The 1039-nt window shown below is 42.8% G+C and carries 1 protein-coding gene; it reads left to right on the top strand.

Annotated elements, in window-relative coordinates:
- Positions 1-101 precede the first annotated feature (101 nt).
- A complete protein-coding gene (locus tag IWX87_RS19475) occupies positions 102-959 on the top strand; it encodes an AAA family ATPase (RefSeq protein ID WP_196865148.1) in 858 nt (285 codons plus the stop codon).
- The last annotated feature ends 80 nt before the right edge of the window (positions 960-1039 follow it).

The raw sequence follows: 1039 nt of genomic DNA, 5'->3' as shown, positions 1-1039 counted from the left end.
GTGGGCTCTGGCTGGGTCAGTGAATCGGTATCAAGCTAAAACGTCCCAGGGGTTGGGGGCGTGGACCACCTGGGAGGTATTTCAGCAGCCTGTTAGGTGAATTGACAGTATTGGCCGGGCCTAAAGCAACTGGCAAGAGCACCATTTACTGTGCAATTGCGGCTGCGGTTTCACGCGGATGTGACAATCACGATTCATGGCTTGGGATATTGAATCAAGATCCACAAGGTGTTTTAATAATTAGTTCCGAAGATGATATGGAGAGAACAATTACTCCTCGACTTATAGCTGCCAAAGCAGATCTTAGTCGCATTGATTTTATCGAAGGAATTATAAAACCGGGTATCAAATCTATGGATTATACTTTTAATCCAGAAGATGATGAATATATTGTAAATACCGTCCAGAATAAGTGTGTTGATCTCATTATCATAGATCCTTGGACTTTAGTAATAAGTGGAGATGCTAAAAATGGAATTAAAGTTCAAAGGAGATTGGAAAATCTCTCTAATCTGGCAAAAAAGTTAAACGTAGCAATTATATTAATTGCTCATGTCTCGAAGAATTCAAAAGGCAGCGATCCAGTTAATCGTGTTTCGGGAAACGCTGCTTTAACAGACGTAGCCCGAGGTGTATATATCACTGCAAAAATTGAAAATGAACCCAGGGATGATGGTAGCTCGCATATCCTGGTTCGGGCGGCAACAAACCTCGGAAAAGTTGGAGGTGGTCTATCGTACAGCATTGAGAGTGCTGAAATTTCTGACAGTCGAGTTACAGTTGCAACCTCTAAGATCGTGTGGCATTCCGAGCTGAAAGGAGCACCTGAGGATCTCTTATACAAGGCAGAAAATACTAAAAAAGACAAGATTAGTGCTCTTAAAAAGGCGACAGACTTCCTGCTTGAATTCCTGAGCAATGGTACTCGGACTTATCCTGACATATTAACAGGCTGCTGAAATACTCTGCGGGTAAACGCAACACCCTGCCCGGGTGGGTTGATTTTTCACTCAGCGCACTCGCATTATGAAATTTTTGC

Source organism: Polaromonas sp. CG_9.7, from assembly GCF_015752205.1.
Lineage (GTDB): Bacteria > Pseudomonadota > Gammaproteobacteria > Burkholderiales > Burkholderiaceae_C > Polaromonas.
The sequence above is the reverse complement of the archived record's forward strand: the minus strand, read 5'-3'. Positions and strand labels throughout refer to the sequence as shown.